The organism is Haloferula chungangensis (assembly GCF_042664875.1).
Lineage (GTDB): Bacteria > Verrucomicrobiota > Verrucomicrobiia > Verrucomicrobiales > Akkermansiaceae > Haloferula > Haloferula chungangensis.
The window spans coordinates 163,195-184,405 of the sequence record NZ_JBHTBS010000007.1 but is presented as its reverse complement, the minus strand read 5'-3'; the positions used below and the strand labels follow the sequence as shown (position 1 = coordinate 184,405).

Below are 21,211 nucleotides of genomic sequence, written 5' to 3'. Positions count from 1 at the left end.
AGGCGATCAAGTTTGATAAGTGGAGTATAGAGAGTTCGTTTCATGGGCTGTCGTCGATAAAGTGGCTGAACGGTTGCCATTCCAATTCGGCTATAAAGATGAGTTCGTTAAGGCCTGTTGACGGATAGGTATGCCAACTTGGTTCCTTCGTGGAGATGATCACCAAATAACTGACCGGATAAAACAGCAGGATCAGGGCGAAGATCCAGATAGCGCGACGTTTGGGCATTGTCGCGATCATGAGTCCCCGAGGACCGGGTGGCAATGATGGAGGTGGGGAACGCTTGTCGCTTTTCGCGGAGCGATGCGGAGCTCCCGTTGCCGGTCGGCCGCCAGGTCGACGCAGTGCCTGAGCTCAGTCCGCCATGGCGGCCAATTCGCTGGAGCAGTAGGCGTGGAACTGATCGCCATCGTGCGAGATGAAGCGCGCGGCGAGTTTCCGGGTTTCGGCCAGCTCGCGGCCTCGTTCGAGACCGGCGATGAAGAGCGCGGTGGCCCAGGCGTCGGCGTCGGTGCAGCTTTCGGCGAGGACGGAGACGCTGGTGAGCGTGCTCTGGGCGGGCGCACCGGTGTGGGGAGAGATCAGATGGCTGATCTGCTTTCCGTCGAGGATAAGGCTGCGAGCCGAGGTGCCGGAAGTGGCGAGGGACAAGTCGCAGAGTGCGACGACACTTTCGGGGAGATCCGAGGGTGTTTCGAGCTTCACCCACCAGGGTTGGGCATCGGGTTTGCAGCCGTGGCCGCGGGCCTCGCCGCCGAGTTCGAAAAGAAGGCTCCGAATTCCGAGCTCGAGAAGTTTCTCGCAGCAGAGATCGACGGCGTAACCTTTGGCAATCGACGAAAGGTCAAGTTCGCAGCTGCCGGGTTGCAAAGCCCGGCTCTGCTCGCGGTCGAGCTGAAGTCGCGTCCAGCCGGCGTGGGAGCGGGCTCGATGGAGGGTTTCGAAGTTGGGCAGTTGGTCGATGTGCTGGGGTCCGAAACCGTGGATGTTGACCAGCTTTCCAAGGGTGGGATCGCAGGCGCCATCCGAGTCGCGGGCGATGGCGACGGCGCGCTCCAGGACTTCAAAAAATTCCGGTGAGAGGGTGTGCCAGGTGTTGGCGGGGGATCGGTTGAAACGGGAAAGCTCGGAGCTTTCGTCCCAGTGACTCATCTGTTCGATGATCCGGGAAAGCACGCCGACGACGGTGCTGTGGACCGTGTCGGCGTTGAGATCCTCAGGGAGCTGATACTTCAGCTGCCAAGTCGTCCCCATCGATTCTCCGGATGCGTGATGCACCGTGTGGCCGGTGGCCGCTCCTCGAAGGGAGGAGGGAGAAAGTCGGGTAGGGACGTAGACCTGGCGGTTCACTGGGGAAGCACTTCGAAGGTCGCCGTGTAGGCCGAGCGATCCTTGGCGGGCTTGCCCTCGACTTTGGCGCCCTCACCTTCGATGGAAGCGTAGAGCCAGAAACGGCCGGCTTCGGGCCATTCGACGGTGAAGCTTCCGTCTTTGGCGGTCGTTGTTTTGGTTTCGCCGGAGTCGTCGCGGTAGCGGTCGTCGCCCTTGATGACATAGACGTCCACGTCGCCGACGGGTTTGCCGTCCTTGTGGAGAATGAAGGTGGCGGCCTCTCCGGCGTAGAGGTCGTTCGGATGGGTCTTGTCGTAGATGAGCTCGAGTCCCTTACCGCTTGGTTTCGGGGTCGTAGGTTCGCCGGAGGTGACGAAGCATTCGACGCGGGAATGGGAGTGCATGAACTGCACGTCTGGCTTGTCAGCGACTTCGGCGATCTTGTCGAGCGATCCGCGCCAACGCTTTTCCTCGCCGCCTTCCTCCCACGATGCAAAGAGCATCGAGCGCAGGGTGGCGATTTGATAGGTGCCGGGCTTTTCGAGTTGGGCGTCGAAGGTGGTGCGCAGTTCGCCGACGCAGCCATTCTGCTTTTCGACGCTCGAGCCATCAGGGCCGGTGATGGTGAAGTCCTCGACTTCGGGGGCGACGTGATTCGGGAAGAACAGGTCGTTAGAGATGGCGGCATCGAAGCAGACCCAGGGCTTATCGCCTGAAAGCACGCTCGTGGAAGGGATGATCCAGAAGCGGTGGGCGAAGGCGGGCTGCAGGGCTAGGCCGACGATGGATGAGGCAAGGAGGATGGAACGGAGTTTCATGTGATTATTTTTGGTTGATGATGGAGAGGGTAACTTCGCCGAGCTCGGACTTGCCGCTGGCGGTTGATTGGACGGCGGTGGTTCCGTCCCAGGAAAAGGGAATGCGCACCATTTCCCGTCCGCCGACTTCTCGCGAGGCTTCGACGATCAGAGTGTATTCGCCTTCAGCGAGCGCGGGCAGTTCGAGGTCGGACACTTTGACGGGATGCTTGCCAACCGGGCGGGTCGGACTGCTCAGACCGTCGATTGGCAGCTCTTTGGAGCGACCGGATTTCCGCCACCATTGTCGGAGGTCCTTGAGCCAGGTTTCACCTTCCTGGTCTTTCATTTTGGTGTCGTACCAAACCGTGAGGTCGGCGGCGACGGAGCGGTCGGGCTTTTCAATCCAGGCGGCCACGTAGGGGCGGTGGTACTCGGCGACGTCGAGGCGTGGGACCTCGATGGAAAGCTCGAGATCAGCGGCGCCAAGACTGGCGGGTAAAAGAAGGGCGAGGCGTTTCATGTCTAACAATCAGTGGATGAAGAAGAGGATAAGGATCAGGGGAATGACGAAGCCCGCGGCAACGATCGGCCAGGTTTGAGGTCGGCGACGGGCGTGGACCCAGAGCAGGGCGAGACCGGTCAGCGAGAAAACCACGGTGGCGACGGAGAAGATGTCGATGAACCACGCCCAGACCGGGCCGGTGTGGCGACCTTTGTGAAGGTCGTTGAGATAGGAAATGGCACCGCGGGTGGTGAGTTCGTAGCTGACCTCGGCGCTTTCGCGATCGATCGCAAGCCAGGCGTCACCGCCAGGGCGGGGGAGGCTCAGGTAGATCTCATACTCGGTCCACTCGGCGATTTTCCCTATCAGCGGAGTGCGAAGTTCCTTGCCGAGCCATCTGGCAACCGGCTCAGGCAGAGGCGCGTCGCGATCCGATTCGTCTGGCTGGGCCGCGAGGTCCTGCGCGATTTCGGTCGGAAGGGTCAGCTCACGAGTCGAGATCGCCGGCTTGGCCGGGATGTCGGCGGCATGGTTGAGCGTGATGCCGGTCACCGCAAACAGCAGGATGCCGACCAGACTCAGGGCGCTGCTGATCCAGTGCCAGGCATAGAACTGCTTTGTCCAAAAAGCTTTTCGCTTCTTGGACTTCGAGCGCTGGGTGGAAGTTTCCGGATCGGGCATGGGGAGACGCGTGAGACCTTATTGCGAATGAGTCGCAAGAGGGTTCTAGGCCGGCATTTGGGATTGGCAATCCGAATCCGCTCAAATCGTGAGACCTCCCAAGAAGTTGGCTAAGAATTCGATGCCTGAGCGCGTTGGGAGCGGCGGCGTGTGGAATGCGGGACGAAATTTGTCAAACCTATTGACATTGCGTCGCAATAACAGCAGTCCTCCTGCCGCCGGTCTGACCGTATCCCTTCGAGAATCCATGAAGAAACCGAATCCAACTTTTCCATTAACCCGTCTTTCACTCGCGCTGACGGCCCTGAGCGTCGGCTCGACTGCTCTGGCTCAGGATGCCCTTCAGCCGCTGGACACCGGGGCAGAGTCTCACGGAACGCTCGACGCGCTGGTGGTGGAAGGGGAGTCGAACGAAGAAACTTCGCCGATACTTTACGATGTCGAGTCGTCTTCCGCGGCTTTGTTTACGGATACCCCGCTGATTGAAACGCCCTTCAGTGTGAGCGTTTACGATCAGCGTCTGATCGAGGATCAGCGCGCCTTTACTTTGCAGGATGTGTTGGAAAACGATCCGAGTGTTTCCATCCAGATGCCGGGTGGATTTTACGGAGTGCAGAATTTTGGTCTGCGTGGTTTCCGGGTGGATAATTTCAATGGCTACCGTCTCGACGGCCTGCCGGTGATGAATACCGTGGCGCCCTACCTCGACGACAAGTCGCGGGTGGAGTTGCTCAAAGGGCCCGCTGCGCTGCGCTTCGGGTTCATGCCTCCGGGTGGCGCGATCAATCTGGTGCGCAAGCATCCGACTCAGGAGTTTTCGACCAGCATTCAGGCCGACGTCGATAGTTTCGGTCGGGTCTACAGTCAGCTCGATGTGAGCGATACCGTTGCCGACGGAGCATTTGGTTATCGCTTGGTGCTGGCGGGTGAGGAGTTCGACAGTTTTTACGACAATGCCGACGGCGAGCGCTGGCTTGGCTCGCTCTACACCGAGTGGAACCCATCGGACAATTTGAAGGTCTGGAGTTCGTTCGGGGTGCAGAACCTGAATCGCACCGGCTACTACGGTCCGATGGTTTCCTCCAGCGGTCTGATTCTCGATACCGGAGTCGAGACCAACATCATGCAGGACTGGGCGCGCAACAAACAGGATGTGTTTGATGCGGCGATCGGAACGGACATCGATTTCAATGACGACTGGAAATTGCGTGCTTCGGTCAATTATCAGAATTCGGACCGGGAGTCGCTACTGACCTACCCCTACTCCGTGCAGAACAACGGAAACTTCGAAGAGGCCGCCTTCCTATCCGTGAACGGACCTATCAACTGGGAATCCGTAGGAGGGCACATTCACCTCGAGGGCAATTTCGACACGGGCTCGATCAGGCACCAGGTGGTAGTTGGCGCTGACTACCGAGCCTACGACACCTTCGGCCAGCGGAGCAGTTTCAGCTACATGGGGCCTAACAATGCCTTCGTTCTCGCTCCTCAGCCGATTCCCGCACCAGGTCGAATCCAAACCATTAACTTCGAGTATCAGGAGTATGGCATTTTCCTGACGGATACCATCGAGTTCAACGAATGCTGGTCGGCTCTGATCGGCACCCGCTACGGCGCTTACGAGAATACCTATCCGGGTTACCCGGCGGATGGCGACAATGTCCACGACTGGTCGCCGGTGCTGGCGCTGATGTATGAGCCGATCCGGAACGTGCATACCTATGCCACCTACACCCGCGGACTTCAGGACGGAGGCTTTGCTCGTCGTGGTGCGACCAACGCGTTTCAGCCGTTGGGCGTGCAGGAATCCGAGCAATTCGAGCTCGGGGTGAAAACCGAGTGGTGCGACGGTCGGTTTGCGAGCGAACTTGCCATCTTCCAGATCGATCAGGACTTGGCACTGCTCGGGCCCACGGGCATTGATGCTTTCGATGGCTTGCAACGCCACCGCGGCGTGGAATTGTCGCTTCGTGGTCAGCTGACCGACACCTTGCAGGCCGGGATCTCGACGATGCTGCTGGATGCCGAGCAGGTCGACACCGGTGATTTCGCGACCGACGGCAAGCGCCCGCAGTATGTTCCCGAGTATCAGGTCAACGCCTGGTCGGTGCTCGACATTCCCGCCGTGCCAGGTCTCGCATTGACGGCGGGTGTCCGCTTTGTCGACGGCCAGTATCTTGATCAGATGGAGCAGTTTGAGATCGATGGTTACTCCGTGGTGGACCTCGGGGCACGCTATCGATTCCAGACGGACAATGCCGACTGGACGCTCCGTCTCAATCTGGAGAACGTGCTCGACAACCGCTACTTTGAGTCGGGTGAATTCTACCCTGGTGACGCTGGCTACCTCGCCTACGGCGCGCCGATCGGAGCGAACTTCTCGGTCCAGGTGGAATTCTGATTCTTCCGACCGATTCCATTTCCTAGCTGCGCATTCTGCGGCGGTCGGAATTTTTCCGGCTGCCGCATTTCTGCGATTAATGACAAGCATAGCCCACGATCTAACATGAGTCTTCCATCGAACGATCTCGTCCCGCTGAAAATCTCAGGGGTGGTGAAAACCTACACTCAGGGAGCGGCCGTGGTGCGGGCGCTCGATGGGATTGATCTCACGGTGGAGGCGGGTGAATTCGTCGCCATCATGGGAGCCTCGGGATCGGGGAAAAGCACCTTGCTGCATGCCATGGCCGGGCTGACCGACGTGGACTCCGGCAGCGTCGTGGTGGAGGGGATGGATCTCAGCAGCATGCGCGATGCCGCGCTGACGCGTTTCCGTCGCGACCGGATCGGCCTGGTCTTTCAGTCCTTCAATCTGATCCCGACGCTCAGTGCGGAAGCCAATGTCCGCTTGCCCGCGAGCTCGCGTCAGGGGCTGGATGGGAAGGTCGACCGTCTGCTGGAGCGCCTCGGGATTTCCGGGCGCCGCAAGCACAAGCCGGATGCGATGTCGGGTGGCGAGCAGCAGCGCTTCGCGATTGCCCGGGCGCTGATCGCCGATCCGGCGATCCTGCTCGCCGATGAGCCCACCGGCAGTCTTGATTCCGTGAGTGGTCAGGAGTTGTGCCGCTTGCTTCGGGAACTCAGCGAGGAAGGCCGGACGATTGTCATCGTCACCCATGAACCCGCCGTCGCGATGTGGGCCGATCGGGTGATCGTGCTCAAGGACGGCAAGCGGCTCTCCGAATTCAAGACTTCCGGCAAGCATGACCCCGAGTCGATCGCCGTCGATTACCAGCACGCTCTGCAGGCATGAGAACGGTTCTGCTACTAGCTCTGTCGTACTTCCGCGAACATCCGGTCCGGATTGCTCTGACCTCGCTGGCCACGATCGCGGCGGCGACGATGGTGGTCTGGGTGGTGAGTGGCTACGATGCCCTGCTCGGCAGCTTTGATGAGTTCTCCGATCTCGCCCTCGGCCGCTACCCGCTCTCCGTCGCGCCGATCCAGCACTTCAGTCAGCAGGCGCCGGGAGCGATTCCTTCCTACGCCGAGAAATTCGTGCCGGACGGGTTGGTGGCCGAGCTGCGAGCCGATCCGGCGGTGGCTGTCGCCGACCCGATGTGGGCGCTGCGTGAGTCGATCCGGCCGTTTCTGGAAGTCGATGCCCCCGCGCCACCCTCGCGGTTTTTCACCGATCGAATCCTCGCCACCGATGCTCCCGAGCCGCCCTTTGACCTGCTGCGCGGAAAGTGGATCGATGCAAGCCAGGCGGAGGTTTTGGAGGGGGCGATGACCGAGGATGCGGCGGCCGGCATGGGCGTCGATGTCGGTGGACAAATCCTTGTCGGCAGTGGCGAACGCATGGCGAAGCTGACGGTGGTCGGCATCGTCGGTGGCCCCGCCATCGAAGGTTGGAGCGCCTCGGTCGCCGGTGCCCAGCTGCTCACCCCGAGCATCGGCGGTCTCTACCTGCCCACGCAGCTCGCGGAAAAGCTGTCGGGACAAAGCCCGAAGATCAGCTTCGTCGGGGTCGGCCTGCGCCCCGATGCGGACGTCACCCAGTTTCGCTACAGCTGGGCGCCGCGGCTCAATTCCCTTTCGACCCCCTGCCAGTTTCAGGAGGCTTATGAAATCGAGGAGGCTCTCGACGAGAGTGCTTCGGCCGAGAACGTGAAACTGCAAGCGCAGATGGCGACCATCGTTTCGATGCTTGCGGCGCTGTTCATCATTTTCAGCACGCTCAATATGGGCGTCAGCGAGCGGGTCCGGCAGCTGGCGATTCTGCGCGCCGTGGCGCTCACGCGCAGTCAGGTCGGCGCTCTGGTGGCGATCGAGGGACTGCTGCTGGGCACGATTGGTTTCATCGGCGGCCTGGGAGCTGGAAAGGTGCTGCTGTGGCTCGCGGAGAAGTCGTCGCCGAATCTGCTCGAGGGTGCCGGGGTGATGGGAAAAAACAGCATTCTGTTGGCGGCAGCTTGTGCCTATGGCGGGGCCTTGCTGGCATCCCTGGTGCCGGCGATTCGTGCGATGCGGGTGAAGCCTCTGGATGCGATGGCACCGCCTCGTTCGATCAGCTCGCGCAGCATCTCATGGCCCGGCGTGATCATCGGCCTGCTGCTGGTGCTCTTTTATCCGGTGATGGCGCATGGGATTCCGCACGACGATGGCGCGCCCTTCGTGCTCTACATGGTGCTCGGTCTTGCCGCCCTGGCGGCGGGCTTCATCTTGCTGGCCCCTTCGGTCGTGCTCCTGATTGATCGGCTCGGCAGTCCGCTGCTCGCCCGCGTGTGCGGCGTGCCTCCCGAGCTGCTGGCCAGCCAGCTGTCGGGCAATCTCGGCCGCACGGTCTCGACGGCGATCGCGCTCACCGTCGGGCTGGGTCTCTACATCGGGATTCAGGTTTGGGGGCACTCGATGCTGAGTGGTTTTCTTCCCGGAACCTGGGCGCCCGATGCGGTGATCGGTTTCCGTCCCCAGGGTCTCGCGGCGGACGAAGTACGAAAGGTCTCGGACTTTACCGGCGTGGAAAAATCCCTGCCGATGATCGTCGAACAACCCCGACTCAGGGAAGACCTGACGAACAGCGCCAGCCGCGCCACCGTGGTCCGCCAGGACAACGTTGTCATCATCGGTATCGATCCCGAGGGCGCCTTCGGCGGAAATGATCCCTTGATCCGCTTCGATTGGGCGGAGGGCAATGCCGCCGATGCCGTGGCGCAGCTGCGCGGCGGGCGGGCATGCATCGTCCCGGACCACTTCCTGCGCGAGACCGGGCTGAAGCTCGGGGATTCGTTTGAAATGGTGCCGCCGGAGCGACCCGAGGCGCCGGTGGCCTACACGATTGCCGGATCCGTCCGGCTTCCCGGCTGGCATTGGCAGACGAAGCCGACCGGTTTCCGCACCCGCACCCACCGGGCGGCCGCCCTGATCTTCGCCGGCTACGATAGCGTTGCCGACGACTTTGGTTTCCATGCCGCCTCGCATGCCTGGCTGGACTACGATGAAAGTCGTACGAACAAGTCCGCCCTGGAGTCCGCTGCCCGCGATCTTTACGCCACCGCTCTCGGCAAGGCGGTGGCGGTGGAGGAGGTGCGAAACGACGACGCCTACGTGCAGGTCAACACCATCCACGACATCCGCGCGCTGGTTTACGGGCATGCGACCGGATGGCTGTGGGTCATGAGCCGGTTGCCGCTGGTGGTGCTGCTGATCACCTCGGTAGGGGTTCTCAACGCGCTGCTGGCTTCGGTGCAATCACGGCGTTGGGAAATGGGTGTGCTGCGTTCGGTCGGTTTTACCCGCGGCACCTTGGTCCGGTTGGTGATGGCCGAGGGCCTGCTGATTGGCGGTGTGGCGGTGAGTGTGAGTCTCGGGTTCGGCGTGCTTGCCGGTTGGTGTGGCGCGGGGATGTCGAGCTATGTCAGCTTCTTCGGCGGCATGGACCCGGACCTTGTCATTCCCTGGCCCTATGTCATCGGGGGACTCGCGGCGGCATTGCTGCTCGCCGCCCTCGCGGCGGCCTGGCCTGCGTCATCAATCGGGCGCGCGAAACCTCTGGAGCTGCTCCAGCAGGGGCGGGGTTCCTTCTGATCGCGTAAAAGAAACCCGCCTTAGAACATTCTGAAGGCGGGGGGCTTTGCGGAAGATTCGAGGGTGGCGTGGACCAGCTTTTCGCTGAGGCCATGACCGATGAAGACGGCGCAGGCCCGATAATTTTTCGGGATGCGCGCGAGGTGATAGGTGGGGGATTCCATGGCATCGTCGGTGCGCTGGAAGTAGCAGATCTGTTCCTCGGAAACCTGGACGACGCCCTTGGCCCGAAGAATTTCAGGTGGCAGGGAAAGCAACCAGCGGTGGAGGCGCTCCTTGCTCATCCTTGGAACATCGACACGCAATGCGATGTGGTGGTGGGTGTGCTCCTGTGCGGCACGGATGTCCGGTGCGGGCAGTTGGTGGCTCTCCTGACGAAGGAGATTGGCGAGAGCTTCGACTCCGAGCAGAGGCGCGTGGGGATTGAGTGCTGTGAGCGTCTCGCGGAGCTTTTGCTTCTGGGCCTCGGATGCCCTTCCGCTGCGGGTGGTGAGAATCGCGCTGGCAGTGCGGATCTGGAGCTTCTCGAGGTGCTGATCGACTTGCATGAGCCGCTTTCCAAAGCGGGCTTCGTTGAGCACCGTGAGTTGAAGGATCGGACCGACCCGCTCGCGCAGGGCCTGCGTGAGGGTGAGGATCTCGATCAGTCGATAGGGGTCGGTGGTCCCATTGGCTTCGATGATGAGCAGCGGATTGTTAGAAGGTGGAATGGCAAGCACCGCCTCGCTCAGTCCACTGGAATCCTCGCAGCACACACAGCCGGCAGGCAGCGTCTCAATTTCAGCGCCAAGATTCCGAAGGCGGATGGCGTCGATCTCGGCATTGAGGTGGTCATTGAGAATGACGAAGGGCTTGAGCGGACCGCCTGCAAGACGCGGTAGCAGGTCTCGGATGAAGGTGGTTTTTCCCGCTCCGAGGAAGCCTGCGACGATGAGAACGGGGATGCCGGTCCGGCTCATGAGATCCCGAATCGTCTTTCGCTGGCAGGCTTCGGTGCGCAGCATTTGCAGCGACACAGATTGCCGATATGACTGATGATAAGAAACAGGCCGCCGATGGTGGTGAGGATGCTTGCCAGGGGAATGTGGAGGCGCTGACTGCCGTCGTCTCCCAGGTAAGTGGAGGGGCAACACGCGTCGGTGCAAGTGGCCGCTGCGGGTGCCGGATCGCTGAAAAGCCAGGGTGCGGCGGCGCCGAGTAAGACCAACGCGATTCCGCTCATGCCAGCGGCGACCACCCATTTCCTGCGGTGGCGGGGGTAGCCCTTCAGCATCGACCACGCAGCCAGCGGAACCACCAGCAGAGCCGCTGCCCAGTGGGAAAGCGGATGGGCCCAGATCTGCCCGAAGGAGGGAAGCGCGAGCAGCAGCACCGGTGTCAGAGCGCAGTGCACCGCGCACAATGCCGAGGCAATAACCCCGATCCGGTCGTTGCGCTTCGAGGGGGCTTTGGTTGCTGACTTGGCGGCCGACGAGTGCGGACCAGCGAAGGCCGAGGGAAGGAGTGGTGGAAAAATCATGGACGGTGTCGCGTCGCGGACTGAACCCATGAATTCACCAAACGCAAACAGAGTGCAATAACAAAAATAATGCAAGAGCGGCATCCGTTCAGGCGGCCAATCACGGATATCAGTCTTCAGCGCCTTCCGTGTCGGACTTCGCTGGATCAGCATTTGACGAGCGGGACGCTTCCAAATGCTTCTGGAAGAATTTTTGCATGGTCGGGAACATCTGAGTTTCGTCGTGCCCGGCTTCGGGGATCAGGTCGAACTGCACGTCGATGCCGTGTTCCTTGAAATTATCGCGCAGGGTCTTCAGCCGCTCGATGCGGTCGTTTCCTGCGGCGTTGTAGCTGGCACCCGGGGTGTCGGGCATGCGGTAAGGGGAGCCTTTCTCGATCTCGTCCTCCCAGCGGTCGGTGTCCTCTTCCCCCACCATCATTTGCACCTTCACGCTCTGCATGGCCTTGGGATTCAGGCGGGCGTTGAAGCGCCAGTAGAGATCGCGGGTGCCGACCCACCAATCGCGCGAATCGTCGATCAAGGTGACCATCCCCGGTGCTCCGATCGAAATGGCGTCGAGACGGTGGGGATGGAGGTAAAAGAAGCGATGGGCGAAATGCCCGCCACCGGAGAAGCCGAAGAGGCTGAACTTGTTGTCCTCGATCCGGTACTTGGCCATCGCCTCGTCCACCATGCTGAGCAGGATCAGGTCGTAGCGGGTCCCCTTGTATTCGATGAGTTTGTAATTCTCCAGGTCCTTCCCGCCGTGAGTGCCCACCGGGAAAAGCGGGGCGAGCAGGATGACGTCGTTCTTCTCGGCGAAGTCGGCATTCTTCTCGAGATAAACATGCGGCGCGCGTTCGGTGCCGTGGATCAGGACGATTAGCGGATAGCTCTTCTCCGCTTTCTCATCGTAATCTTTCGGCACATACATCATGTAGGAAAAGCGGGGATCAAGCTGGCTCGCTTGAAAGGGCACGAAGCCCTTGTCGTGCCAGTGAAAGCGAGGCTCCCGGGCGTCGACGGCCGAGGCCGCGAACGTGCCCAAGCTTAGCAGGATGGCGAACATGCGATTCATGGTGGATTAGGGTGTCTGTTAGAGTGCGGTCGGCTCTGCGGAGAGGGGAGCGGACCAGGGCAGTCTGCTCCAAGGTGCAGGGAATGCGAAGCGCTTTTGGCTGCCGACCGTGGACGGTCAGTGGAAGTAGCGACGGCACTCGGATTGCCAGATCGCGAGAAGGGCGGGATCGGAGGAAGACAGGGTGAAGAGGTGCTGGCCCAGCGAGCTGTAGGCTTGAAGCGACGCTCGATCTTCCCGGTCAGGACAGGTCGGAAGAACCCACAGCGAGTGCATCAGATGAAGGTCAAAATAGAGCATGCCACGGGAGTCCCGGCTTCTAACAATAATTCCCTCGTCAAAGGAAATACTGAGTGGACTGAAGAAGGAGGAACTCGAGAATCCACTGGCTTCCATTTCGAGATGAAGCTCAAGTCCGGCCTGGGCGGCATGGATGAGGATTGAGGACAAGGGGTGAAGGTCGGGACGGGCGATTCGCTTCGCGGAAGCTGCTTCGCAACAGGGACACATGCGGATTGATGGTGAGAGCTCACGACGTCGCTTTTCCAGTTGGACGGGGTCGGTTTCTTCAATGCCGAAGCGCCCGATGAGGTCATGGAAGCGTTCGATTCCGGCCTTTTCAGAAGGGATGGCAAAGCCCAGGGAGCCTTCCGGAAAATCGAGCTCAAGGATCCCGACGGAGTGGGGAGACCGAGGTGCCGGACTGGCATGGATGGCTGCGATCAGTTCGTGATCAAAGGCGAGACCAAGACCAGGAAGAAGGGAGTGGAGGTGATCGGTGAGGATGGCACCGGAAGAATCGCCATCAAGATGGAGACAGATAGCACGGTTCTGCGCGATGAGCCGGACAATGCCCAGTTCTGCGATCGCCTGAATCAACTCGGTGCTTCGGTGGTCCAGTCGTATCGGAAATTCTAACAGTGAATGGTCGGCGGAGTTCATGGCGCGAGCGTGTGGAGATGGAGGGTGTTCTTACGCTGGACGGAGCGCACATGGAGGGGGTGGAAGAAAATGGCATGGTGACCCAGTCGGTCGGCGAGTCGAATCACGGAGTCATTGATGTCGATAAACACCGGTCGGAATCGTGCGCCTAGAGAGCAGTAGGCCGTGTCCGCATGGGCATGGATCGCGGAGGACTCGTCGATCAGCGAGAGAAGGTAGAACAGCTCCAGTGGTGGGTGGGCTTCGCTGAAGCTCATCTCATCGAGCCACGCCCCAGCTCCGTTTTTCCAGATCCCCGGTGCTTCTGAGGGGCGGCTATCGCAAACGCGGAGAAGCTGCGCGACTTCGGCGGATTCCCAGCAGGTCGTGGTGAAATGGAGGGACAGTGGGATGGCTCCGTCGGACTGCCGCAGAGCCACCACGAGCGAGTCGTCGACCGGACAAGCAAAGGCGAAACACGCGAGTTCTTCTGGATGATGGAGAATCAGCTCGTCCTGAATGCCGGGCCACGAAGAACAATCGGCAATGATGCGCGAAACGGTGAGACCGGGGCTGCGCAGAATCAAGCGGGCTTGCGCGGGAACCTGAGCCAGAATTTCGTGCAGCGGAGCAGCACAGTGATGCACGGAACGCTGGTCGGGCGCGAGTGGGGGACGCGGGGGATGGCGGTGGAAGTAGTTGAACACGATGCCGGAGAGCCTAGGGCGCTCGATCAGGCTCTGCTCCCGCCGTGTTGCGTATTAGTGGTGACTCCTTGCGCGAAATTATTCTAACAGGGCAAAAAAAAGCCGCCAGCCCGTTGCGGGATGGCGGTTGGACAGGTGTTCGAAGAAATTACTTCTTTTCGAAATCTCCGCACCAGTCGTCTTGTGAAGTCGTCGGGAAACGGGACTCGACTTTGACGTCGTCATCGACCTCGAATGAAATCAGTTGCGGGGCATGGCGGCGGCATTCGCCATCGCCGCTAACTCCTGAGTTCCAGTGAATGCATTCCGCGCAGGCTTTGGTGATCGTAGTTGTCGTGCTCATAATAATAAAGTGGCTCGTGTTTAAGAACACATACCATGGGCACGGCTGGGCCGAAAAATCAAGAAGCTTCTGCATTGCGAAGCGGTCTCAATAGCAGGTGATTTCAGATCTTCCCGAGGATCTGTTAGATGATTGAAGGGGGGATTCGCCCTTCGGCTTGACTCACGCGGCGACCTTGTCGTCCTTGAAGCGGAACCTGAGCTGGATGTGGGCATCCTTGAAGCTTCGGTCAAAGCGGATCTTGTTGATCGCTTCGTGGCAAAAACTGTCCAAGTCGGCGGCGCGATTCAGGCGAACAGGAAGTGAGTCGATCTCCCGACCGTTGGCCCTCACCTCGACCTCGAGATTTTCTTCCAGCCAATGGCGAAGAGGATTCAGTGCTCCCGGCTGGGCCAGGTCGCCAAGCAGACCAAAGAAGCAACGAACGCATTTTCCCGGATGACCTTGAGAAATCAGAAGGTCCCTCAGATCGAGCAAGAGGTCCGCTCCTTCCGAGGTGGTCGGAGTGATCGAGGCAAGCAGCTGCTGGAGTTCGGAAGAGGTCACTGGCGGCCAATAAAAACTTTTGAGAATGAGTCGCAATAGAAAAGTGCAAGTGTTAGGTCGGCGGGTTGGGAGCCTTGGTGGACTAGATCGCGAAATTTCTCGGCTCTTGCTTTCTCCGTGATGGCTTCGCTAGGTTTTTTGCGAATGAGTGGAGCGCTTGATGAGGCATTGGAAGTGGCGCGGCAGGAACGGCCGGAGCGCTTGCAACCGGGATTTGCCGACGGAGTGATGCGACGGATTGCCGAGGTGGCCGGGGAGTATCGCGTGCCCTTGCTGATCGCGACGAAGGCGGGCTTCCTGACGAGTGCGGCGCTGGCAGTCGTTGCGGCGGTCGTCACGGCTCACTCGGGTTCCGAGCCGCTGGAGAGCGAATCTCCTCCGCCCTCGATGGTCTTCAGCTTGCCTGAAATGGCCGCACCCCATGCCAAATGATGAGGCGGCCTACGGAAATTATTCTTTGGGGGGCTGTGACGGTGCTTCTTTCAGGTCTCACGGCGTGGCTGGTGGTCAGATCGAACCGCGAGCCCGAGAAGAGGGAACGAAGCCATGATCTCCACCACTGGATGCATGAGCAATTGGTTCTAACGGAGGCTCAGCATCAGGCGATGGCGCCATTCGAGAAGGCGTACGAGGAAAGCCACAACATCCTGAGCGATCGAATCAACGATGCCGGACGAGAGTTGGCGCAGGCGGTGAGGCTGGGAAAAGCGGATTCTCCGGAAGTGGAACAGGCGCTGGTGAAGTTGAATGCCGCGCAGGCGGCCATGCAGCGGGCAACCTTGGACCACTTTTTCGCGATGAAGGAGCACCTGGATTCGGAGCAGGCGGAGAAGCTCCTGGAGTGGACCCACGACAGCATCGTGCATGAATAATCTCTGGGAGATTGCAGCAGGAAACTCGCTGCCCGAGCTGTCGGATGCGGATGCCGCAGAGGATTTCCGTCTGATGCGTTTGGCGCAGGATGATTGCCCGGATGCTTTTCGAAGTCTCGTCGAACGCCACCAGCAACGGCTCTATCATTTCTGCTACCGCTATCTGAGAAATGCGGAAGATGCGCGGGAAGTCTGTCAGGATACTTTCGTGCGGGCGCACGCGGCGATGCCGCGATTCAAGCCGAAGGCGCGAGTCAGCACCTGGCTCTATCAGATTGCTTTGAACCTCTGCCGTGACCGAATGCGGGCGGCCAGGCGGCGGCGAACGGGCTCGGCAAGTGAAGCTGCGGAAACGAGCTGTCCTGCCTCGACACCGGATCAGGCGGCGATGCTGGGTGGGGATTTGGCGAAGCTCGATCGCGGACTGGCAGCGATGTCGGAAAAGTCGCGCAGCGTGCTGGTGATGAGCTGTCTAGACGGCCTGAGCCATGAGGAGTGCGCGGCGATCCTCAAGTGCTCGGAAAGGGCGGTGGAAGGCAGGCTCTATCGCGCGAGACGCGAGCTGGCAGCCTGGTGGCATGCGCATGGCGGATAGTTCCGCTGGTCCGAGAAAATTTTCTCGGGAAAGTTCGTGGGGTTCGGGAAGGGAGGGCGTTTCAGCGGGTGTGTATCGATCTTCCGTTTTCTTTTTCGCCCTTTCGTTGATGTCATCGGCTCAGGATGCCTTGCAGGATGTGGATCCCGAGGCTGATGAGGGAGTCGCCCTGGGTGCGCTTGATGCGCTCGTCGTCACCGGCAAAGCCGAAAATTTGCTGGGTGAGGCGCTCGCTGCGAGCAAGGGCCAATCGGACCGCCAGGAGCTCCTGGATCGTCCATATCTCCGTCGCGGGGAACTGCTGGAAGTGGTGCCCGGCATGGTCGTCACCCAGCACGCCGGGGGTGGAAAGGCGAATCAGTATTTCGTGCGGGGTTACAACCTCGACCACGGCACCGACTTTGGAATCTTCGTCGACGGCATGCCGGCAAACTACCGCGCGCATGGTCACGGTCAGGGTTATGCGGACTTGAACTTTCTGGTGCCGGAATTCGTCGAACGTCTCGATTACGAAAAAGGACCCTATGATGTGGCCCAGGGCGATCTCACCACGGCGGGATCGGCCGAGTTTTCTCTGGTCAATGCGCTCCAGCGCGGATTTGCCACGGTGACGGTGGGAGAGGACGATTACTTCCGCGCGGTGATGGGCGATTCGGTGGCGCTTGGAAATGGCACGCTGACCTACGGCGGCGAGGCGACCTATTACGACGGACCATGGCTGTTAGAGCAGGACTTCCATCGCTACAACGGCATGCTCCGCTGGGCGACGGGTGAAGGTGAGGACTTTTTCAATGTCACGCTCCTGGGTTACGAAGCGGCATGGACCTCGAGCGATCAGATCCCCGAGCGGGCGATTTCCAGTGGTCAGATTGACCGCTACGGCTACATCGATCCGACCAATGGTGGTGAGTCGCAGCGCTATTCGCTTTCAATGAACTGGGGCAAGCGCGAGGGCGATGTGCTGTGGAAGGCAAATGCCTACGCGGGTTACTACGACCTCGATCTGTATTCGAACTTCACCTACTTCCTCGATGATCCGGTCAATGGCGATCAGTTCCGCCAGTCCGACCAGCGGGTCTTCTTTGGGGGTGAGGTCACGGCGACGTTTGAAAACCGCAGCTTGTTCGATGCGCCGACCGATTACGTGCTGGGCTTTCAAAGCCGCAACGATGTGATCTGGGATCTCGAACTCGCCCGCACCAGGAACCGTGCCGACATCCGGCCGATCCGCGAGGACGATGTGTTCACCGGCAACTACTCGGTGTTCGCCGGTGCAGAAACCAAGTGGAACGACTGGCTGCGCACCGAAGCCGGGGTGAGGGCGGATTTGTTCTACTTCGATGTGGACAGCGACGACCCGCGCAACAGCGGCAACGAGTTTGATGCGATCGCCGTGCCGAAGCTGAACTTCATCTTCGGACCCTGGGCGAATACCGAATACTACTTCAACTTCGGTGGCGGGTTCCACTCGAACGATGCCCGCGGACTGTTCACCACGGTCGATCCGAACGACGGCATCACGCCGGTGGCACCGGTCGACGCGCTGGTTCGGACATGGGGGACGGAAATCGGAACCCGATCACAGTGGAGCGACTGCTTCACAACCACCGCGGCCCTTTGGTATATCTACAGCGAATCCGAACTGCTCTACGTCGGCGATGCGGGCAATGTGGAAGCGGGTCCATCGACCGATCGCTACGGGATCGAGCTCGCAGCTTACTGGCGTCCGAACGACTGGTTCGGTTTCGATGCAGAAATCGCGCTTTCGGAAGGCCGCTACACCGATACGAGTGAAGGGCCATGGATTGAGAATCAGGTGCCGCTCATTATTTCGAGTGGTTTCACCTTTGGCGACGAGCACGGGTTCTACGGCGCGCTTCGCGGACGGTTTTTCTCCGAGCGTCCGCTGACGGCGGACAAAAGCATCGAGTCTGACAACTCCTTCCAGGTCAATGCGCGGATCGGCTACCGCTGGGAGAACTGGGATGTGGCACTGGACGTCCTGAATCTCTTCGATCGCGACGACAACGACATCGAGTACTACTACACTTCGCGTCTGCCGGGTGAAGCTGCAGCCGGGATCGACGACGTCCATCTCCATCCAACCGAACCGCGCACGATTCGGGCTTCCGTGACTTATTATTGGTAAGTTTGCGGTGTGAAGTCTTTCTTGTTGCGATTCAGTCTCAAATAGAGACATTCCGCGCATGCGGACATGGATCCTATGGTTGGCGGCGGCTTTGCCGGTTTGGGCGGCGGAAGCCGAGCCCGATGCCCAGGTAGTGGAGCTGCGCGAGACGATCTCGAAGATTGTCGACGTGAAGTCGCAGGCTTCTGAGGAAAAAATCGACTGGGAAACGCGCAAGGCAGAGATGTCGGAGCTCCTGAGCTTGCACCGCCATGAGCTTGAACTCCTCAGCGAAGAGCTGGAAAAGGCCGGCACCTCGGCGGGGGGCTACGACGAGAAGAAGCGCGAAGCGGAAGCCGAACTCGAAACACTGAAGGCCGCGCGCCGAGTCGCGAGCGAAGCGGTGGTGAGAAACAAGGACCGGATGCTCGCCCTCTCGAAACTTTTCCCCCAACCGCTGGCCAACGAGACTGAAGTCGAGCGAACCGCTCTCGAAGAGTGGGAGCCAGGTGACGAGGCGCGCGATGGCATGCAGGCCATTCTTGGGATGGTCACGAAGGCCGAGCAATTCAACCGACGGGTGACGCGATCGAAGGAAGAGCGCGATGGGCGCCAGGTGGAGGTTCTTTATCTCGGGCTTTCCCGCGCCTACTACGCCGATCGCCGTGGCAACGCAGGAGTCGGGGAGCCTGCCAAGGATGCCTGGGTGTGGGTTTCAAAGCCGGACATCAGCGGTGAGGTGGTGAAGGCATTCGATGAACTCGACAAGAAGCGACCACCGGAAGTGGTGAAGCTGCCCGTTCAGATCAAGGAGGTGGGACCATGAAGAATTTAATGAAGAGAAAGTGGCTGGTGGGAACTTGTGCGCTGGGCTTGCTGCTGCCGGCATCGGCCGAGACCTCGGTGTCTGACGCTCTAACAAAAGCGAAGTCGGATCTCGCCGTCTCACTTTCCGAACTGGAAAAAGTCCGTGAGGAAATCGCCGCGGAGAAGCCGGCCTTGGCCCTGGAGTTCGAGGAAGTCGGTCTGGAACTGCGCGAAAAGCGCCGTCTGGCACGGATCGCGCGGATGAGCCGTGAAGATCGCGAAATGGCAATGCGCGAACTGGAGCGCAACCGGCTGGTGCGGCGGCAGGATGCCTCGTATCTGGCGGGCTTGCTGAAGGATCAGGCACTCAAGATTCAGACGGTCTCGGGACCGGGTGAGCCTGCCTTGAAGATCGATGAATCGGTGCTGGCACGTGAGGCCGATGATGCGGTGCGCGCGCTTGAGGAACGGCTCGTGGTCATTGATGCCTCGCTCGATCGTCTGCAGGCATTGATTGGCGGATCGACGGCTCCCGGCAAGGCGGTTTCCGAGGAAGGCGGCGTGATCGAAGGCGAATTTTTTGCGATGGGTCCGCAGGTCTGGTTTTCCGGAAATGGCGCGACCGGTGCTGTGGTCTGGGAAAAGGGAGGAAGCTTGCCAAAGGTGATTCCCGCCAATGAAGAGGCAGTGAAGTCGGTGGCGGCGGGCGGCGAAGCGGTGCTCGGTCTCGATGTGACCGGCGGCAAGGCGCGTGCAATGGAGGAAATCAACGGTGGCGTGCTCGACCTCGTGCGCAAAGGCGGCCTGTGGATCTGGCCCATCATGGGTCTGGCGCTGCTGAGTCTGATCTTTGGATTGATCAAGCTGATGCGCTTTGCCGGATACCGGGAGCCAAGCGAAGCCTGGGTGATCGCGATTCTTGCCGCGCTACGAGTGAACGATCGCGACAAGGCGCGGGAAGTGGCTGCCCAGATGAAGCATCCGGCGGCGGCAGTGATGACCAAGCTGGTGGAAACCGCAGGAAATACGGCAGATGTCGTAGAAGAGACGCTTTACGAGCAGTTGATGGGCGTGCAGCAGAAGGTCGGATCCCTGCTGCCGGTGATCGCGGTGACTGCCGCGACAGCTCCCTTGCTGGGTCTGCTCGGAACCGTCTCAGGAATGATCCGGACTTTCAATCTGATCACCCTGTTCGGATCGGGGGATCCCAAGCCCTTGGCCGGAGGAATCTCCGAAGCTCTGGTGACCACCTTGTTCGGACTGATCGTCGCCATTCCGGCGCTGATTCTCCACGCCTTCCTGTCACGTCGCAGCCAGGGGATCGTGCAGACGACCGAAAGGCTCGGGTTGTCATTCGTTAACTCCCTCCGCACGAAATGAAGAACGCGATTCTGCTGACTTTACGCGAAGGGGGCATCACCCTCGGAGCGCTGCTGGTGCTGGCGGTGATGATTTACTCGCTGATCTATGGGGTGTGGCAGCATGGCAAACAAGCACGTGCCAAAGTGGCGGCGGGCGAGTGGAACAAGCGCGGTCAGGTCGGCGGAGCGATGCCATGGGAGCGGGGAAACCGCGACAATCGCGAGATCGAGCGCAGTTTCGCGACCTTCGAGCTCGACGAGATGGCATGGATCGAAAGACGTCTGCCATTTCTCGGCGTGCTGATCGCCGCGGCTCCGCTGCTGGGCCTGTTAGGCACGGTGGCAGGTATGCTGGTCACCTTTGGTGGCATGGCCTCGGGAGCGGGATCGGCACCGATCGATGTGATTTCCGGAGGGATTTCCAAAGCACTGGTGACGACTCAGGCGGGCCTGGTCGTGGCGGTGCCGGCAGCCTTCATTTTCGCGCTGCTGAAGCGGCAGACCGAGTCGACTCATCTGGAGCTGCAACGTCAGCTTCATGAAGAATTGAAAGGAGGCGTGGCGTGAGGAGATTCCGACATAGCACCTCGGACGAAGCGGTGACCACGGTGGACATCTCCCCATTGATCGATGTGGTGTTCCTGCTGTTGATCTTCTTTATCGTGACGACGGTTTTCGTGAAGGAGACCGGCGTGGAAATTTCCAAGCCTCGCGCGGCGAGTTCCGAGGACCTTCAGAAACAGGCCATCTTGATCGCGGTGACCAGCGAAGGTCGCGTCTGGCATGGCGGTCGGGAGATCGGCATGGATGGCGTGCGCGCGGTGGTCTCCGCCTTGTTGGAGGAAGATGCCGAGGTGCCGGTCGTGGTGCGAGCCGATGCCGCGGCCGCCACGGAAGCGACGGTGCGGGTGATCGATTCGGCAAAACTGGCGGGTGCGGTTTCCGTGAGTCTGGCCACGGAGAAATGATGGGCACGAAAAACCGAGATGTTTGATCACTGAGTATT

The 21,211-nt window shown here is 60.3% G+C and carries 23 protein-coding genes; 11 read left to right on the top strand and 12 right to left on the bottom strand.

All coding sequences use genetic code 11. From position 1 onward, the window contains the following. Positions 1 to 40: 40 nt before the first annotated feature. The 5 genes from ACFQY0_RS14260 to ACFQY0_RS14240 all read right to left on the bottom strand — a co-directional run bounded on the left by ACFQY0_RS14260 (position 41) and on the right by ACFQY0_RS14240 (position 3,316). Positions 41 to 229: a hypothetical protein gene (locus ACFQY0_RS14260; RefSeq protein ID WP_379713591.1), complete on the bottom strand. Its 189-nt coding sequence runs from the start codon at positions 227 to 229 to the stop codon at positions 41 to 43. A 126-nt stretch (positions 230 to 355) separates the two neighbouring features. Beyond that, positions 356 to 1,351, bottom strand: coding sequence for an FAD:protein FMN transferase (locus ACFQY0_RS14255; RefSeq protein ID WP_379713589.1), 996 nt, complete (start codon positions 1,349 to 1,351; stop codon positions 356 to 358). Continuing rightward, positions 1,348 to 2,151, bottom strand: a complete 804-nt coding sequence (locus tag ACFQY0_RS14250; protein ID WP_379713587.1) for a DUF4198 domain-containing protein — start codon at positions 2,149 to 2,151, stop codon at positions 1,348 to 1,350. Before ACFQY0_RS14250 ends, ACFQY0_RS14255 begins: the two co-directional genes overlap by 4 nt. Positions 2,152 to 2,155: 4 nt before the next feature. Continuing rightward, positions 2,156 to 2,653 (bottom strand): DUF2271 domain-containing protein, encoded by a 498-nt coding sequence (locus tag ACFQY0_RS14245; protein ID WP_379713585.1) that lies wholly within the window; start codon positions 2,651 to 2,653, stop codon positions 2,156 to 2,158. Positions 2,654 to 2,662: 9 nt separating this feature from the next. Then, positions 2,663 to 3,316, bottom strand: coding sequence for a PepSY-associated TM helix domain-containing protein (locus ACFQY0_RS14240; protein ID WP_379713583.1), 654 nt, complete (start codon positions 3,314 to 3,316; stop codon positions 2,663 to 2,665). A gap of 247 nt (positions 3,317 to 3,563) precedes the next feature. Between ACFQY0_RS14240 and ACFQY0_RS14235 the strand changes: the two genes are divergently transcribed. From ACFQY0_RS14235 to ACFQY0_RS14225, 3 genes are all read left to right on the top strand, one after another. Then, entirely contained in the window at positions 3,564 to 5,717 is a 2,154-nt protein-coding gene (locus ACFQY0_RS14235; RefSeq protein ID WP_379713581.1) for a TonB-dependent siderophore receptor, read from the top strand. Positions 5,718 to 5,822: 105 nt separating this feature from the next. Further along, positions 5,823 to 6,569 carry an ABC transporter ATP-binding protein gene (locus ACFQY0_RS14230; RefSeq protein ID WP_379713579.1) on the top strand — a complete coding sequence of 249 codons (747 nt, stop codon included), beginning with the start codon at positions 5,823 to 5,825 and terminating at the stop codon, positions 6,567 to 6,569. Beyond that, entirely contained in the window at positions 6,566 to 9,346 is a 2,781-nt protein-coding gene (locus ACFQY0_RS14225; RefSeq protein WP_379713577.1) for an ABC transporter permease, read from the top strand. Before ACFQY0_RS14230 ends, ACFQY0_RS14225 begins: the two co-directional genes overlap by 4 nt. Positions 9,347 to 9,366: 20 nt before the next feature. Here the strand turns inward: ACFQY0_RS14225 and ACFQY0_RS14220 are convergent, their stop codons facing one another. The 7 genes from ACFQY0_RS14220 to ACFQY0_RS14190 all read right to left on the bottom strand — a co-directional run bounded on the left by ACFQY0_RS14220 (position 9,367) and on the right by ACFQY0_RS14190 (position 14,442). Beyond that, complete coding sequence (locus ACFQY0_RS14220; RefSeq protein ID WP_379713575.1) at positions 9,367 to 10,350, bottom strand: CobW family GTP-binding protein; 984 nt, start codon at positions 10,348 to 10,350, stop codon at positions 9,367 to 9,369. After that, the gene (locus ACFQY0_RS14215; protein WP_379713573.1) at positions 10,302 to 10,865 is read right to left on the bottom strand and encodes a MerC domain-containing protein; all 564 of its coding nucleotides are present in this window, start codon (positions 10,863 to 10,865) and stop codon (positions 10,302 to 10,304) included. Before ACFQY0_RS14215 ends, ACFQY0_RS14220 begins: the two co-directional genes overlap by 49 nt. A gap of 109 nt (positions 10,866 to 10,974) precedes the next feature. Beyond that, positions 10,975 to 11,925: an alpha/beta hydrolase gene (locus ACFQY0_RS14210; RefSeq protein WP_379713571.1), complete on the bottom strand. Its 951-nt coding sequence runs from the start codon at positions 11,923 to 11,925 to the stop codon at positions 10,975 to 10,977. Between the two features lie 117 nt (positions 11,926 to 12,042). Next, positions 12,043 to 12,867: a hypothetical protein gene (locus ACFQY0_RS14205; RefSeq protein ID WP_379713569.1), complete on the bottom strand. Its 825-nt coding sequence runs from the start codon at positions 12,865 to 12,867 to the stop codon at positions 12,043 to 12,045. Next, positions 12,864 to 13,553 carry a hypothetical protein gene (locus ACFQY0_RS14200; RefSeq protein WP_379713567.1) on the bottom strand — a complete coding sequence of 230 codons (690 nt, stop codon included), beginning with the start codon at positions 13,551 to 13,553 and terminating at the stop codon, positions 12,864 to 12,866. The genes ACFQY0_RS14205 and ACFQY0_RS14200 overlap by 4 nt, the downstream gene beginning before the upstream one ends. A gap of 148 nt (positions 13,554 to 13,701) precedes the next feature. Next, positions 13,702 to 13,896 (bottom strand): hypothetical protein, encoded by a 195-nt coding sequence (locus tag ACFQY0_RS14195; protein ID WP_379713565.1) that lies wholly within the window; start codon positions 13,894 to 13,896, stop codon positions 13,702 to 13,704. Between the two features lie 162 nt (positions 13,897 to 14,058). Then, on the bottom strand, positions 14,059 to 14,442 hold the full coding sequence (locus tag ACFQY0_RS14190; protein ID WP_379713563.1) for a hypothetical protein: 384 nt from the start codon (positions 14,440 to 14,442) through the stop codon (positions 14,059 to 14,061). A 144-nt stretch (positions 14,443 to 14,586) separates the two neighbouring features. On the opposite strand from ACFQY0_RS14190, the gene ACFQY0_RS14185 reads away from it, so the two are divergent. The 8 genes from ACFQY0_RS14185 to ACFQY0_RS14150 all read left to right on the top strand — a co-directional run bounded on the left by ACFQY0_RS14185 (position 14,587) and on the right by ACFQY0_RS14150 (position 21,173). Next, positions 14,587 to 14,874 (top strand): hypothetical protein, encoded by a 288-nt coding sequence (locus ACFQY0_RS14185; protein ID WP_379713561.1) that lies wholly within the window; start codon positions 14,587 to 14,589, stop codon positions 14,872 to 14,874. Further along, the gene (locus ACFQY0_RS14180) at positions 14,871 to 15,314 is read left to right on the top strand and encodes a periplasmic heavy metal sensor (RefSeq protein WP_379713559.1); all 444 of its coding nucleotides are present in this window, start codon (positions 14,871 to 14,873) and stop codon (positions 15,312 to 15,314) included. The genes ACFQY0_RS14185 and ACFQY0_RS14180 overlap by 4 nt, the downstream gene beginning before the upstream one ends. Next, positions 15,307 to 15,909: an RNA polymerase sigma factor gene (locus ACFQY0_RS14175; protein ID WP_379713557.1), complete on the top strand. Its 603-nt coding sequence runs from the start codon at positions 15,307 to 15,309 to the stop codon at positions 15,907 to 15,909. Before ACFQY0_RS14180 ends, ACFQY0_RS14175 begins: the two co-directional genes overlap by 8 nt. Before the next feature lie 109 nt (positions 15,910 to 16,018). Then, entirely contained in the window at positions 16,019 to 18,058 is a 2,040-nt protein-coding gene (locus ACFQY0_RS14170; RefSeq protein WP_379713555.1) for a TonB-dependent receptor, read from the top strand. Between the two features lie 58 nt (positions 18,059 to 18,116). Then, the gene (locus tag ACFQY0_RS14165) at positions 18,117 to 18,863 is read left to right on the top strand and encodes a DUF3450 family protein (protein WP_379713553.1); all 747 of its coding nucleotides are present in this window, start codon (positions 18,117 to 18,119) and stop codon (positions 18,861 to 18,863) included. Further along, positions 18,860 to 20,224, top strand: a complete 1,365-nt coding sequence (locus tag ACFQY0_RS14160; RefSeq protein ID WP_379713551.1) for a MotA/TolQ/ExbB proton channel family protein — start codon at positions 18,860 to 18,862, stop codon at positions 20,222 to 20,224. The genes ACFQY0_RS14165 and ACFQY0_RS14160 overlap by 4 nt, the downstream gene beginning before the upstream one ends. Further along, positions 20,221 to 20,772 carry a MotA/TolQ/ExbB proton channel family protein gene (locus ACFQY0_RS14155; protein WP_379713549.1) on the top strand — a complete coding sequence of 184 codons (552 nt, stop codon included), beginning with the start codon at positions 20,221 to 20,223 and terminating at the stop codon, positions 20,770 to 20,772. Before ACFQY0_RS14160 ends, ACFQY0_RS14155 begins: the two co-directional genes overlap by 4 nt. Further along, positions 20,769 to 21,173, top strand: coding sequence for an ExbD/TolR family protein (locus tag ACFQY0_RS14150; protein WP_379713547.1), 405 nt, complete (start codon positions 20,769 to 20,771; stop codon positions 21,171 to 21,173). The genes ACFQY0_RS14155 and ACFQY0_RS14150 overlap by 4 nt, the downstream gene beginning before the upstream one ends. Positions 21,174 to 21,211: the final 38 nt, after the last annotated feature.

What these genes read in the sequence shown, in the direction of transcription:
- ACFQY0_RS14160 (WP_379713551.1), top strand. Translation starts at nt 18,860, where the DNA reads ATGAAGAATTTAATGAAGAGAAAGTGGCTGGTGGGAACTTGTGCGCTG.
- ACFQY0_RS14245 (WP_379713585.1), bottom strand. Translation starts at nt 2,653, where the DNA reads ATGAAACGCCTCGCCCTTCTTTTACCCGCCAGTCTTGGCGCCGCTGAT.
- ACFQY0_RS14240 (WP_379713583.1), bottom strand. Translation starts at nt 3,316, where the DNA reads ATGCCCGATCCGGAAACTTCCACCCAGCGCTCGAAGTCCAAGAAGCGA.
- ACFQY0_RS14165 (WP_379713553.1), top strand. Translation starts at nt 18,117, where the DNA reads ATGCGGACATGGATCCTATGGTTGGCGGCGGCTTTGCCGGTTTGGGCG.
- ACFQY0_RS14210 (WP_379713571.1), bottom strand. Translation starts at nt 11,925, where the DNA reads ATGAATCGCATGTTCGCCATCCTGCTAAGCTTGGGCACGTTCGCGGCC.
- ACFQY0_RS14155 (WP_379713549.1), top strand. Translation starts at nt 20,221, where the DNA reads ATGAAGAACGCGATTCTGCTGACTTTACGCGAAGGGGGCATCACCCTC.
- ACFQY0_RS14215 (WP_379713573.1), bottom strand. Translation starts at nt 10,865, where the DNA reads ATGATTTTTCCACCACTCCTTCCCTCGGCCTTCGCTGGTCCGCACTCG.
- ACFQY0_RS14170 (WP_379713555.1), top strand. Translation starts at nt 16,019, where the DNA reads ATGTCATCGGCTCAGGATGCCTTGCAGGATGTGGATCCCGAGGCTGAT.
- ACFQY0_RS14195 (WP_379713565.1), bottom strand. Translation starts at nt 13,896, where the DNA reads ATGAGCACGACAACTACGATCACCAAAGCCTGCGCGGAATGCATTCAC.
- ACFQY0_RS14180 (WP_379713559.1), top strand. Translation starts at nt 14,871, where the DNA reads ATGATGAGGCGGCCTACGGAAATTATTCTTTGGGGGGCTGTGACGGTG.
- ACFQY0_RS14185 (WP_379713561.1), top strand. Translation starts at nt 14,587, where the DNA reads ATGAGTGGAGCGCTTGATGAGGCATTGGAAGTGGCGCGGCAGGAACGG.
- ACFQY0_RS14235 (WP_379713581.1), top strand. Translation starts at nt 3,564, where the DNA reads ATGAAGAAACCGAATCCAACTTTTCCATTAACCCGTCTTTCACTCGCG.
- ACFQY0_RS14260 (WP_379713591.1), bottom strand. Translation starts at nt 229, where the DNA reads ATGCCCAAACGTCGCGCTATCTGGATCTTCGCCCTGATCCTGCTGTTT.
- ACFQY0_RS14175 (WP_379713557.1), top strand. Translation starts at nt 15,307, where the DNA reads ATGAATAATCTCTGGGAGATTGCAGCAGGAAACTCGCTGCCCGAGCTG.
- ACFQY0_RS14225 (WP_379713577.1), top strand. Translation starts at nt 6,566, where the DNA reads ATGAGAACGGTTCTGCTACTAGCTCTGTCGTACTTCCGCGAACATCCG.
- ACFQY0_RS14220 (WP_379713575.1), bottom strand. Translation starts at nt 10,350, where the DNA reads ATGCTGCGCACCGAAGCCTGCCAGCGAAAGACGATTCGGGATCTCATG.
- ACFQY0_RS14205 (WP_379713569.1), bottom strand. Translation starts at nt 12,867, where the DNA reads ATGAACTCCGCCGACCATTCACTGTTAGAATTTCCGATACGACTGGAC.
- ACFQY0_RS14230 (WP_379713579.1), top strand. Translation starts at nt 5,823, where the DNA reads ATGAGTCTTCCATCGAACGATCTCGTCCCGCTGAAAATCTCAGGGGTG.
- ACFQY0_RS14250 (WP_379713587.1), bottom strand. Translation starts at nt 2,151, where the DNA reads ATGAAACTCCGTTCCATCCTCCTTGCCTCATCCATCGTCGGCCTAGCC.